At 69.0% G+C, this 11,982-nt stretch carries 12 protein-coding genes; 1 reads left to right on the top strand and 11 read right to left on the bottom strand.

Annotated features, from left to right (window positions below):
* Positions 1-4: 4 nt before the first annotated feature.
* Genes ACQY5A_RS03920 through ACQY5A_RS03910 form a run of 3 tightly spaced genes read right to left on the bottom strand, consistent with a single transcriptional unit; the run spans position 5 to position 1,645 of the window.
* Complete coding sequence (locus tag ACQY5A_RS03920; RefSeq protein ID WP_428339067.1) at positions 5-757, bottom strand: phosphoribosyltransferase; 753 nt, start codon at positions 755-757, stop codon at positions 5-7.
* Positions 738-1,424 carry a DNA-processing protein DprA gene (locus ACQY5A_RS03915; RefSeq protein WP_428339066.1) on the bottom strand — a complete coding sequence of 229 codons (687 nt, stop codon included), beginning with the start codon at positions 1,422-1,424 and terminating at the stop codon, positions 738-740. Before ACQY5A_RS03915 ends, ACQY5A_RS03920 begins: the two co-directional genes overlap by 20 nt.
* On the bottom strand, positions 1,421-1,645 hold the full coding sequence (locus ACQY5A_RS03910; RefSeq protein ID WP_428339065.1) for a hypothetical protein: 225 nt from the start codon (positions 1,643-1,645) through the stop codon (positions 1,421-1,423). The genes ACQY5A_RS03915 and ACQY5A_RS03910 overlap by 4 nt, the downstream gene beginning before the upstream one ends.
* A 129-nt stretch (positions 1,646-1,774) precedes the next feature.
* Here ACQY5A_RS03910 and ACQY5A_RS03905 point away from each other — a divergent pair, with 129 nt between their 5' ends.
* Positions 1,775-2,101, top strand: a complete 327-nt coding sequence (locus ACQY5A_RS03905; protein ID WP_428339064.1) for a hypothetical protein — start codon at positions 1,775-1,777, stop codon at positions 2,099-2,101.
* Between the two features lie 545 nt (positions 2,102-2,646).
* Here the strand turns inward: ACQY5A_RS03905 and ACQY5A_RS03900 are convergent.
* Genes ACQY5A_RS03900 through ACQY5A_RS03865 form a run of 8 tightly spaced genes read right to left on the bottom strand, consistent with a single transcriptional unit; the run spans position 2,647 to position 11,909 of the window.
* Entirely contained in the window at positions 2,647-4,425 is a 1,779-nt protein-coding gene (locus ACQY5A_RS03900; RefSeq protein WP_428339063.1) for an AAA family ATPase, read from the bottom strand.
* A gap of 14 nt (positions 4,426-4,439) precedes the next feature.
* Positions 4,440-6,392: a hypothetical protein gene (locus ACQY5A_RS03895; protein ID WP_428339062.1), complete on the bottom strand. Its 1,953-nt coding sequence runs from the start codon at positions 6,390-6,392 to the stop codon at positions 4,440-4,442.
* Positions 6,389-8,974, bottom strand: a complete 2,586-nt coding sequence (locus tag ACQY5A_RS03890; protein ID WP_428339061.1) for an ATP-binding protein — start codon at positions 8,972-8,974, stop codon at positions 6,389-6,391. The genes ACQY5A_RS03895 and ACQY5A_RS03890 overlap by 4 nt, the downstream gene beginning before the upstream one ends.
* A 16-nt stretch (positions 8,975-8,990) precedes the next feature.
* Positions 8,991-9,332 (bottom strand): hypothetical protein, encoded by a 342-nt coding sequence (locus ACQY5A_RS03885; protein WP_428339060.1) that lies wholly within the window; start codon positions 9,330-9,332, stop codon positions 8,991-8,993.
* Positions 9,332-9,628 carry a hypothetical protein gene (locus ACQY5A_RS03880; protein WP_428339059.1) on the bottom strand — a complete coding sequence of 99 codons (297 nt, stop codon included), beginning with the start codon at positions 9,626-9,628 and terminating at the stop codon, positions 9,332-9,334. Before ACQY5A_RS03880 ends, ACQY5A_RS03885 begins: the two co-directional genes overlap by 1 nt.
* A 16-nt stretch (positions 9,629-9,644) precedes the next feature.
* A complete protein-coding gene (locus ACQY5A_RS03875) occupies positions 9,645-10,577 on the bottom strand; it encodes a conjugal transfer protein (RefSeq protein ID WP_428339058.1) in 933 nt (310 codons plus the stop codon).
* 8 nt (positions 10,578-10,585) lie between these two features.
* Positions 10,586-11,590, bottom strand: coding sequence for a hypothetical protein (locus ACQY5A_RS03870; RefSeq protein WP_428339057.1), 1,005 nt, complete (start codon positions 11,588-11,590; stop codon positions 10,586-10,588).
* On the bottom strand, positions 11,577-11,909 hold the full coding sequence (locus tag ACQY5A_RS03865; protein ID WP_428339056.1) for a hypothetical protein: 333 nt from the start codon (positions 11,907-11,909) through the stop codon (positions 11,577-11,579). The genes ACQY5A_RS03870 and ACQY5A_RS03865 overlap by 14 nt, the downstream gene beginning before the upstream one ends.
* Between the last annotated feature and the right edge of the window lie 73 nt (positions 11,910-11,982).

Genomic DNA, 11,982 nt, shown 5'->3' with positions numbered 1-11,982 from the left:
GCCCTCACGGACACTTCCCGCCGGTCACCGGGCAAATGCCAGGGTCGTACGCCCGGGTCAGCCGCGACGAGATGAACTCCACGCTCAGGCGGCGGCGCGGGCTCAACCAGCGGCCCACCACGAGGACGCTGACTGCGGCAGCTCCGGCTCGGCGCACCGCGAGCGCCGCCGATTGGGCGTTCGACCCGGTGGTCCAGACATCGTCGAGGATCAGCACATGCTGCCCGTCCAGCCGAATCGCGGGCTGCACAGCGAACTTGTTGTTGACGGCACGATCACACCACGCGTCGAGACGTGGCGTCAGCGTCGCGGGGTCACCGGACGTCACGCAGTCGACCAGCTCGGCGAACGGGTGCCGCCCGGGACGGTTGGTCAGAGATGGAATCACCAGCCGATGCGAGACCGGGGTTCCCGTGACGCGGCCAAGGCAGCGCTCGTGGCGGGTAACACCCTGCAACACAAGTTCTTTGACCCGCTCGCCGCAGCTTTCCCGCACACTGCGTGCCGGGTGGTTCTTGTAGTCGTACAGCAATGCGGCCGAGGGCGTGGCCGTGACGGCGTAGATCAGCGGCGCCACGATGTCGGCAGCCCCCACGAGGTGCCGTGTCTGTTCGCAGCGCCAGCAGCGGTCAAATCCGCGCACCGGGGCGGTGCACACCGCGCAGGTAATGCCTGGCCGGCGAATCGTATTGCGGAGCGCGAGAGCGGTCGCCGACAGCGGTGTCGACGGTGAGCGCTCACGCGCCGGTGTCGACACCTGACACCACCTGATTCAGCACCCCGAGTACCTCGGCGACGCCGCTGGCCACGTAAACCCCTGTCCGACCAGCCAATTTGCGGCCCCATCGGGTGGAGGAGACCACCAGGTCGCTCAGAATCAGCGGGCGGGCGAAGGTGAGCGCGTAACGGGCGTGTACTCGGGATCCGCTGTACTCACCGGCTTCCACCACTACCGAAGCCCGGGCCAGGCCCGCCATCGTCGTGTTGCGCAACACCAAGGTGTGCCGGTCGGGCGGGCAGTCCGGCCAGAACGGGGACACCAGCACTCCTGCGGCGGCCCCGTGCTCGTGCAGTGCGCGGTTCGCCGCGGGATAGACGCGGGCGACCCCGGTGCCGAGCACCCCGATCGCCCGGCCTGCGGAGGCTACGGTGGCGCAATGCGCGGCGGTGTCGATCCCCTTGGCGAGACCAGAAATAACGGCGATCCCCCGCTTGGTGAGGCCTTCGGCGACTTCGGCGGCGAACTGCCGGCCGCGCGCCGACGCGTCCCGCGAACCGACCACCGCCACGCCGACTTCATCGGCCCGCAAGGCTCCGGTTACGAACAACACCGGCGAGATTGGCTCAATCTGTCTGAGCGACAGCGGATACTGCCGATCCAGTACGGTCACCATCTTGAAACCCGCAGTCTGCCAAGCAGTCAAGTCAGCGCGAGCCCGCCGCAGCGCGGCCTCCAGATCCGCCGCGTCATCCAGAGTGAGCGGTGGCGTTCATTCCACACCGCCAGCGCCGACCCGCGCCGCGCCACTTCCTTGGCGATGGCCGACCAGCCGTGGTAGCGACGCCGCGGATCGACGTCATCCCACTCCTGGAGCAGGGCGATCAGCGCGGCGCGCTCGACTCGATCCGGTCCTTCACATGGCATGCGTCGCAACGTAAAGCCGCCGACCGACATGCCGCGACCCTCGAGCCCAGTTATCCCCAACCCGCGACTTATCCCCAGGTGGTGCGAAATTGTGCAGGAGGCACTACCGCGGCAACCTAGGCTTGAGATATGGCTGAAATGGTTAACATCAATCCTGACAAACTAATTCAGGCCGCGGCTACGGTGGCCGATCATTTGGTGAACGCTGCCGTCCCGCCTGCGGGCGCGCTGCCGCCCGCGTTGGCGCCGTCCCCGGCCGACCTAGCGGCCGCCGGCGTGGACGAAATCCTGCAGAAGAAAATCGCCGCTGCAGCAGTTGGACTGGCCAACAAGGGTCCGACATTCAGCGGGCTGGCCGCCGGCGCATCAACTGGTCTACAGACCCGAGACGCCGACAACGCGGCCCACATCGCCGCGGTGAAAGACGACAACGCCGAAGGCAGTTGCCGCGGCTGACCGTTCACCAGTTTCTCAACGACCGACTCAAACTCGGAAAACGTCGAGCCCGGCACCGTCCAAGGTGAGCAGCACCGCATCATCTCCGTAGTAGAACTCAGGCAAAAATTCACACGGATAATGCTCATATCGTGATTCAGCTGATCTCGTTAGATGGGGCCCTGTATAGCCTAGCTGGGGCGCAACATCCGAAAGTGTCCACCGGCGTCAAACCCACAGAGAGGCTTACGCATCCGGTGGGTTATTGGTGGGTTGCAGGCCGGGCACAGGGTGGTCCCCGAGCATTCCGTAGACCTCCCGCAGTTCACCCGTCGCCTTATCTACCAGATAGTCCGGCTCATCGAACGGGGCATCGCGTCGCCGTAGTCATTCACGACGACGCAGACATCGGCGTTTTCCCAGCCATGTTCAGCGGCCAGCTTCCCAGTGGCTGCAGCAAGATTCGCCCGTGCTTCGTCAAACCTGATCACGTCATCTCCGCTTACCAGCCCGATCAGATGCTCTTTTCGGAGCGGCTGCGCGCGCGAACCCCGCGAACGTCTGACTCACCCCGCCGCCGCCCCTCCCCCGGCGGCCAGCGCAGACTCCAACGCCCGCTGCATGTCCTCGTCGTTGACGGTCAATAAGGTCGGATCGGCTTTCGCCAGCGCTGCCAAGTCTGACGGCGCCACGGTGTGCAGTCGCCGCGCGCGTTCGCGTTTGCACGCGATGATCACCTTGCGGGCATAACGCCCGTTGCCCGCCACGTCGAGCAGTGTGCCCACCTCGTGCGGGGTGCTACGCAGCCGAGCGGCCTCGTCGCGCAACAGATCCCACGCCGACTCGACGATCGCGATCTTCTCCTGCTCGGCGATGTGGCGGCCGATCGCGGCGATCTCCTCGGGTGAGTAGCTGGAGAAGGTCAGAGTGAAGTGGAAGCGTGACGCCAAACCCGGGTTGGCGCCCAGGAAGCGCCGCATTTCGGTGGGGTAGCCCGCGACGATCACCACCAACTGGTCGCGGAAGTCCTCCATGTACTTCAGCAGCGTGTTGATCGCGTCCTTGCCGAACGAGTGGCCTTCCTGCTCGGGGACCAGCCGATAGGCCTCGTCGATGAACAGCACCCCGCCGAGCGCTTCCTCGCAGACCGTTTTCATCCGCTCCGCGGTCTGCGACACGTAGCCGACCACCAGGTCTTCTTCGGTGACCTCTTTGACGTCGGGGCGCTGAATCTTGCCCAGCCCGAACAGGATTTCGGCGGCGATGCGAGCGAACGTGGTTTTCGCCGTGCCCGGTGGTCCTTCCAGCACGATGTGGTTTTCGTTGGTGCTTGAGGTTTCCACACCCTGGTCGGCCAGCAGCTGGTCGATCTGAATCTCGGTGCGCCACACCGCGATCTGCTCTTTGGGGCCGTCCAGACCGATCAGCTCGTCGAGGCGGGCTTGCGCGCGGGCCAGCACTTCTTCCTGCTCATTGACCAGATCAGCCGCGGCGCGCGATTGCCGGCTGGTTTCGGTGGCCGGATCCCACTTGTCGGTGCGGGTGGCGATGGTGTCGGCGTCGGTGACGATCAGCCGGTACTGCGGATCATCGATGGCCTGGCGGGCCGCCTCGAGCAGCTCACCATTCACCCGGGCGGACCGAAACGCCGCGGTGGCGGCCTCGACGTCGCCGAGCTCGCGTAGACACCACCCTTTGGTCAGGGCGATGTCGGCGGCGACGTAGGCGTTAGTGGTGCTGACGTTGTCGAGCAGGTCCAGCGCCGGCTGGATCTCCCCCAGGCTGGCCGCAGCCGAAGCTTTCAGCGCCACCGTGGCCGCAGACACCTCCTCGGTGACGTAGGTGGCGTCAGCGGGCGGGCACACCGCGGTCACCGTGCCCACGTCGGCCCAACGGTGGGTCCGGTGATACAGCGCGGCGGCGACGAACTGGCGTAGCTGGCTGGCCTGGGTATCGCCGGTGACAGTCGGATCGTTGAGCACCGCCAGCGCGTCGTCGTAGCGGCCCGCCAGGATCAGCGCACTGGCGTAGCCCAGCCCGATGGTGGCCCGCGACCACACCGGCAGCGTCAGATACAGCGGTGCGTTGACCATGCCCTGCAACGCGCCGTCCTGCTGGCCGATCCGGCGGGTTTCGCGGTAGAGCGCGCGGGAGTTGAGGTGCGCCCCGGCCAGCGCATCGAGGTCGCGATCGCCGCATGCCAGCCGGCCCATCCAGGCGTCGGTCATCGCGGGGTTGTCGGCGGTGATGCGCCGGAACGCGCCCAGCGCCCCGGCAGTGTCCCCGGCTTTGTAGCGGTTGATCGCCACGTCGAACGCGCGACGCTGTTCGGTCGGCGAGGTCATCGGGTTCTCCAGGGTCAGCGGCCGGTGATGGGATCGACGGTAGCCGGTATCGGCCTATCTTCGCCGTCAGGGGGAGGCTCGTCCTCAGGCGGTGGCGGCTCGGGCGGCGGCGGGATATCCGGCTCGTGACCGGCGCCGGCCGCCGCCGTGATCGGGTTCAGCGCGCCCGGCTGCTGGCCCGGCTCGAACAGTGACCCGTGATCGGGATCAGATAACGGTGCCGGCGGTGCGGTGGCGATGCGTGAGCGGCCTCGACCCGGCCCCGACTGCGGCGGGTGCTGCACCCCCTGATCCGCCGCCGCGCCCCGTCCGCCTGCCGAATCGGTGCCGCGCCCCACCGTGCCCGATATGCGGGTGACCGCATCGACGCCGCCCGGGGCTGGACCGCTACGACCACCCACGCCGGCGTGCACCGGCTCGAAGCCCTGCCGTGGCGTGCCGAGCACGTCCGCCGGGTCAGCGCCGGCGGCCGCGGCATCGATGTGCTCCCACGGTGTTTGGCCCCGCGAGCCTGACCAGGTGCGCAGCCCGCGCAGACCGCCGGCCGCCGCCGCGCCCGCACCACCCACCCCCGCGCGTAGCCCCATGCCTACCGCCACATCGCCGACCCGGCCGAACAGCCCGCCGCCGTGGGGACGCCCGGTCAGGTCCGCCCGGACGTGGCGCAGCAAGCTGAATGCCGCGTAGGACACCGCACCCATCATCAGCACGTGCGCGAACGGGTTCACCCCACCTAGTTCGGCCGGAAGTGGGCGCGACACCAGGCTTTCCACCGCCAGACCGATCACACTGACCAGCACGATGTAGACGGTCACCTCGATGCCGTGCCGGAAGAACTGCCACACCACCGCCATCGCGCGGCGGCGCGGGGCGCCGGGAACCGCACCCAGCCACAGCGCCGGCAGCAGCATCGCCGTCGTCCAGATCGCCTGCACCGACACCCGCAGCACCGCCCACCCCGACACCGCCATGAACCCGCCCAACAGCAGCGCGGCGACGACGAACACCACGCCGACCCAGATGTTGGTGCCGTCCAGATGCTGGGCGTAGGCCAGCGCGCCCAGGTCACCGCAGCGCCGCATGGCGCGGATCGGCGCGTCGGATATAGCGCTGCGCACCGCCGCCGACCACGCCGCCCCGCACCCGCCCACGTGGTCGACGACGTGACCGAAATTCCACAGCTGCAACGGTTCTCGCACCGTGTGGGTGATCAGGCTGGCGGTCAGCGACTGCACCTGCCCGCCCACTCCGGTGCCGGGCAGCGCCCCGCCCGGACGGGCGGCCTGCGCGACCGAGAACCCGACCCGGCGGCCGAACGCCAACAAGCCGTGCGGGCCGTACATCTCGCCCGCCGGATCCGCGAACACCGCCACCGACAGCGCCGGCATCCCCAGCGCGCTCAGGATCATCGTCGTGCCCCGCCCGGACTCGCCCCGCCGGATCGCGAGCACCCCGGCGAACACCCCGATCGGGATCACCGCCAGCAGCACCCCCAGCGCGGCGGTCGCATGCACCACCCCACCGGCGACGGCGCGGGCCACCTCCCCCACCACCGCCAGCCAATACGCACTGACGGTGGTCTTCATGACCCACAGCGCCACCGCGATCACCCCGACGAAGCAGCCGGCCTCCGCAGTCAAGATGTGCGCCGTGGTGAGGTTCGCGGCGACCACCGCCAGCGCGTGCAGGCTCCACTGCGCCCAACTCGCCGGATCCCAGCCGACCCCGGGCCCGGCCTGGGTGATCTGCTCCGGGACCGACGCGAGCGCCAGGCAGTAGTCCCCGATCGGCACCCCGTAGCTGTCGGTGAGCCCGGTCCAGTTCAGCACCGCCGCATTGGTCGACGCGGCGGCCCGCGGGGCCGCCCACACCGCGGCCAGCGCCATCACCTGCACCCCGGCCAGCAGCGCAACAGGCCTGCCGCAGTGGGGATGTCGGCGCAGCCAGCGGTGCAGGCAGGCGGTCACGTGCGGCGGCCCGCGTGCCGGTTTCGGTGCGGGTTGGTGTCGTAGCGGCGAGCCAAGTCCCGGGTCGGGGCGGCGAACAGCCGGACCTTGCCGAACCCGCCGAACTCATCGAGGTACCAGGCTTCTCCCTCCCGCCCCGGCACCACCTTGCCGTGCCCGGGGTGGATCGCGTCATCGCCATGGTCCATCACCTGCACCGGGCTGGTGTTGGTCACGTAGTCGGCCAGCAGTTCGGGGTGGCGATCCACGTCGCGGCCGCACCACCGCAACGTCGCCGCGGCCAACTCGGTGTCGCGGAAGCCCAGACATAGCCGCTGGTCGATGAATTCGTCCTCCAGCACGTTGTGAAAGTCCTTGATCGGCTGCTGGCTGATGCCGAGGAACCCGGTCCACGCTTTACGGCCTTGGCGGATCACCGTATTCGCGCATTTCTGCCCGCCCGCCGAATGCGTCCAGGCCGCGCACTCCTCCACGACCAACATGTCGGGCCGCTCTGGCCGGGCGAAGCACAGCGACTGCGCCAACGCCGCACCCAGCCCGTACAACGCTTGGGCGGCGCGTTGCCCGGGCGTGGACTGCTGATGCAGATGCGCGGTGTACTCCTCACCCACGGTGGGCAATTCGAGGCCACCGAAATTCCAGATCACGCACGCCGCCGCGGTCAGATCCGGAGCGGGCAGCGACTCATCGAACAGCGGGCGGAGCAGCCGCTGAGTGGCCAGCCCCTCCAAACCGACCAGCAGGTCGTCGTCGGCGCTGACCCGACCCTCCCGCAGCTCGCGGAGATAACCGATCAGCCCGCGGTGGCTGCCGATCCCGTTGGCGGCCCGGCATTCCGGGGCCAGGTGCGCGTGCAGACGCTGGGCCTGCGGGCTCAGCGGGGAGAACCCCAGCTGGGGCAGCAGATGGTCGGCAGTGTGCTCGGCGGCGGCCTCGAACCGAAAGATCCGCAGCCCGTCCAGGCTGAAGTGCGGTCGTGTCGGGTCGATCACCACCGTGTCGACGTCGCCCAGCGCCCGCTCGTGCTCGCGGGCTTCGGTGGGGTCGAAGATGTGCACACCGGCGCCCAGCGCCAGCCACGACCGGATCAAGTTTTTGCTGCACGACGATTTGCCGCGCCCCGGGGAACCGCAGATCACCAGGTTCGCCGGATTCTCCCGGGCCGGCGCGTTGAGCAGATCCAGCAGCACCACATCACGCAGCCCCGGGCTGGTCACATCGACACCCAGCGGGACACCGACATGATTGCCGAGCCGATGAGCCAGCAGCGGAACGAATTTCGCGAACCGCGCGGTGGTGCTGGGGTTGCGCAGCTCGTGCAGACCCGCGGCCATCTCGCTGCCCGGGTTGAAGCCGCGCCACAGAATGACCTGGCTGCCGCGGCGCCGGGTCAGACCGAGGTTCTGCCCGCGGTAGCAGCGCAGCACGTCGCCCAGGGCGGCGTTGACCGCGTCGGGGTCCGCACCGGCCGCGGTTATCAGCACCGCGGGGTTGACACCGCGCTCGGCGCTGCCCCGCTTGAGCTCCGATGCCAATTCCCGGCCCGAGGCCAACTTTCGGACCAGCTCGTCATCGGAGAGTGCGTGCCGGCCCCGCTGGCGACCCTGGTCTTTGATGTTGGTGATGACGTTGTGCGCGACCGACACGGCCGCCTCGGCGGTGTCAAAGGTGACGTGGATGGTCCAGTCCAGTGTGGTGGCCGGGGTGGTCAGGTCGTCGAGCACCTTGAACAGGGTGGCGCGTGGCCAGGCGATCCCGGTGTCGGGGAAGCTGTCGATGCCCACCACGGCCTGATACGAGTCGGGCACTCCGTCGTCGGGCGCGCGGTAGGTGCGGACGAAGACGTCGGCCTCGCGGCGCGCTGCCCGCCACCGCCTGCCACGCAACGCCGCGGCGGACTCATCGAGCCACACCGGGGTGAACGCCGCGGCGGGCAGTCGCGCATCCGGGTGATGCGGTCCCGCGGGCAGCGGATGCGGCCACACACCCCGGCTGGCGGTGTAGTTCCAGTGCCACCAGATCTGTTCTGCGCTAGCGGGTTTGACGAACAACGCGGGCGGCAGCGCCGCGACCACGGCCGCGGCCACGCCGCGGTAGTCGGCGATCGTCGCCTCGGTGTCGTGGTCGCGTCCGGCGATCACCTCCAGCGTGCGTCGCCAGGTACCCGCCGGGGTGCGCCCGGCCGGTCCGTAGGTCAGCGGCAGGCTCAGCCAGTGCACCCGCCGCCGAGCACCCGCCCGCGCCACGGCCGGCTCCCACAGCTGGCAGTGCGCCGCCCAGTCCCGCGTGCCCGGAGCCAGTGGTGGCGGGGAAGATCCGTTGTCCGGGTGCAGGTCTGGATGCGCAGACAGCATCCGGCGGGTGATGTTGCGGGTGGCCACCGGCGTGGTCAGGCCGCTCAGCATCGCCCCCGACGGCAGGGTGCGCAGCAGCTCAACGTGCGCAGCGGCGACCCGGTCCTGCCAGTCGTGGGCCAGGAAGATGAACGGCAGCCCGGAGACCAGATAGTCGGCGTAGACACCGCGGGCGGTGAAGCGCAGGTTGCCGGCCACCGCCAGCGGCGCTGCTACCGGTGCGGGCACGGCACACTCGATGCCGTCACCGGCGGGGATGCGAACACCACACTCCTGGGCGGAGATTGGCCAGCCACCAGCGGGCCCGGGTGCTCAGCGACGGGCGGCCACGCGGCAGCCGGGACAGCACCGCCACCGCTGCCACGGTGAGCGCGGCCCCGCTCACCAGGATGGTCAGGGCGTCGCCGCTGGTGAGATGGGCGGTGACGGCCGCCCCGGTCGCCACGAAACCGATAACCGCGGCGAACGCATCTGGGGCGCGCCACTTGTCTCTCAACGGCAACGTGAAACCGTCGCCGGAATCGCCAAGATAGATCGGCAGGTCGCGCTGATCGGAGTAGACCTTGGCTGGGGCGTCGTCGGCCATCACTGCCCCCACGGGTTGGGCACCGGCACGGTGTTGCGGATGCCGTGGCTGTTGAATTCGTGCGTCACCACCGCGGCGATCCCGGAGGACAGAAAGATCAGCACCGCGAACACGATCGTCCCGATCTGCGAGGTGATCCCGGAGCCCACGCCTTCGCGGGTGTGGGCACGGATCGCCGTGATGGTGCCCATCACCAGCGACAGCACCGCCAGGAAACCCTCCACCGAGTAGGCCAGGGAGGTCCCCGAAGTGAACAGATCGTTGGCCGCCTGGATCGTCACGGTGGATTCAAACACGTTGTGCTCCTGCAGTTCAGTGATGTACTGCGCCGACCGGAGCCGGCTGGGTTTCGGTGCTGGTCTGTGGGATCAAGTCTATGTCGGCCACCATCCAGGTCCCGCCGCTATTTTCAACGGTCAACGGGTAGCAGAGATTAACGGTGGCGAACTGGGAGGTCTGCGCGGCGACCGCGGCCCGCACCCGCACCCGCGTGCCCGGCCCTGGATGGTCGGGCACCTCGTGATCGGTCTCGGCGGTCGTGACCACCGCGCTGTGGTAACCGCCGACCGGGGCGAGCCACGAACCGGCCAGCACGTAGCGATCCAGCGGCGCCGACGCGGTCAGGTAGCTGCTGATGAATCCGCCGACCACCGCGTAGATTTCGCTGGTGGAGTCCAACGGGTGGCCGTAGGTGAGCGCCACATCGGCGCCGGGCCCCGGGTCGCTGATGCGGGCCGGCATGTCCAGGGCGCGGGGCTGATAGTGCCAGATCGACACCGGCACCCGGTAGAACGCGCGCACCGGGTTCGCCGAGGCGTAAGGGCGTTCCTGCACGGTGACGGTCACCGAGTACAGAGTGGCGTCACCCACGACGCCCGACGGTACCGCCGACCACACCTGCGGGGCGTTGATGACCGCCGGGATCGCCGACGAAAGATGCGCTTGCGCAGTGCTGTCGGGCGATATTGAGAGGAAGCGCCGCAGGGAGGCCCGCTGGGTGGCCGGGGTGGTCAAGACCGCGGCGACGAAGTCCGCGGCGAAATCCCCGGCCGCAGCACGCTGATTACCGACCCGCCCGACGATCGCCGCCACATCGGCGGTGTCGGGGTGCACCGGCAGCACAAAGACTTTCACGGCCGCCAGGCCGCCGAGCAGTGCCGCGCACACCACCACCGCCGCGCCAGCCCGACGCGCATACCCAGCGGCCTGGACCAGGCGCCGCCGCCACGTCTTCGATAACGCCACGAAGACCCTCAGTTCGGCTGGTGCCCGAAGAACTGCATCCCGCTCACCGCGAAAGCCGCGTCCACCGGATCGGTGGCCGTCGACGGCAGCGTTGGCACGGTAGCGTCCGAGGTGTCCGGTTCCGGATCGACCAGACCCGGTTGCGGTGGCCCGGCGGCGGTATTGGTTCCAGGCAGCGGCGAGACAGGTGGGCGCGCGGTCTGCAGCACGATCACCACCACCCGCGAGGCCAGCACCGGACGACGCAGCCCGGCGCTGGCCGGGCCGTGCACGTTGCCGGTGTCCTGAGTGAGGATGTCGGCCAGCTCGTTGCCGTTGTAGAAGTTGTACTGCAACCTGCTCACCACCCGGTGCGCCAGCCAGCCATCGTGGGAACCCGCCGTCGCGGGGACCGAACCCGGTGTCACCGACACCGAGGTGACCAGATAGCTGCACACCGACGCCGTACGTACTGCATCGCAGCGAAAATCAACGTGCAGGACTTGGCCGTCGGCCTGCTCATCGGGAGTGCCACGCACACACACCCACGGCGCGTCACCGGTACTCGCCGACAGCGACTGTGCCGACGTCGATCCACTCTTGCAGCCCGGGGCGGCGGCGGTGAACGGGATCGCCTGATCAGGTGGCGCAGGCGCGGCGCTGGTGCGGGGCGCCGCCGAGACCGCCGCCGGGTGCCATGCCGGCAGTGCTGCTGTCTGGTCTACCGGACGAGATGGCCTGCTGCACAACGTGAACGCGCCCACGATCAGCACCGACGCCGCGAACACGGCGGCCCCCAACCACACCGCGGTGCGTTTAGCGCCGGCGTTGACGTTGCCGTCGTCGTTTTCTGCCGCCGTGTCCAAGGCGTCGTCGGAAGACTGGTCCGCCCCGACTGGATCTGGTGAGATTTGTTCCGCATCAACGGAGTCGCGGTCCACCAGCTCCGGTTCCGGAGCGCCCGGTACCGGATCCTCGCCGAAGAGCCGATCGATCACCCACTTGTCGTTGGCGGCGGCTTCAGTCTCGGTCACGGATTACCTCGGCATCGATGACCGGCGGGCCCGGCGTCGGAGCAATCCACACCGGCACCATCACCCAGCCCCCGGGTGCGGCGGCCGGCGCGCCGACCCGATACTGCGGCTGTGGTGCCACCCGTTGGGAATAGCCGCCATCCGGCCATCCGGTGACCGGCGGCGAAGACCGAGCGGGTCTGCGCGCCCGCAGCACCAGCACGACCACCAGCACCACCATCAGGAACGGCGCCAGCGTGATCACCAGCTGAACGAGGGTCGCAACGGCCAGCCCCGTCACGATCAGCACCATCGCGAATAACGCACCAAGTAGCTTCATAGGGCCACCCTAACGAGCGGGTACGACACAGATCCGGACTGAATGCACCGCGTCATTCCGGCTAATCCGGTTG

Source organism: Mycobacterium sp. (assembly GCF_965277065.1).
Classification (GTDB): Bacteria; Actinomycetota; Actinomycetes; order Mycobacteriales; family Mycobacteriaceae; genus Mycobacterium.
The sequence above is the reverse complement of the archived record's forward strand: the minus strand, read 5'-3'. Positions and strand labels throughout refer to the sequence as shown.